Source organism: Psychrobacter sp. AOP7-B1-25 (genome assembly GCF_052376195.1).
Lineage (GTDB): Bacteria > Pseudomonadota > Gammaproteobacteria > Pseudomonadales > Moraxellaceae > Psychrobacter.
Genome location: NZ_JBQSVK010000048.1, coordinates 1 through 373, shown reverse-complemented (window position 1 = coordinate 373; position 373 = coordinate 1). Strand labels below are relative to the sequence as shown.

General features: G+C 45.8%; 1 protein-coding gene. It reads right to left on the bottom strand.

Annotation, left to right across the window (positions count from 1 at the left end):
• Positions 1-373: cadherin-like domain-containing protein (locus ACT3QR_RS13920; RefSeq protein ID WP_444521877.1), on the bottom strand; the 373-nt coding region annotated here is incomplete at both ends.

The following is a 373-nucleotide window of genomic DNA, read 5'->3' as shown; positions in this document are numbered from 1 at the left end:
GGCGTATAGCTATAACTGCCATCAGCATTGACGATAACGCTGCCATTCGTTGTGCCTGATATGAGAACAAAAGTAAGTGTATCACCATCGACATCGTTGGTGACAAGCTGACCTTCTGCGACCGTGTCTTCATCAGTACTGATACTGCTGTCTTCAGCCACTGGTGCATCATTGACGGCAACGACAGTAATCGTAGCAGTTTGAGTAATTACGCCACCTTGACCATCATCAATGGTATAAGTGAAGTTGTCTTCACCATTAAAGTTAGCATTAGGGGTATAGCTGTAGCTACCATCGGCATTGACAACGACTGTGCCATTGTTGGCATCTGAGTCTAGGGCGTATGTCAGATCATCACCATCAACATCGGTAG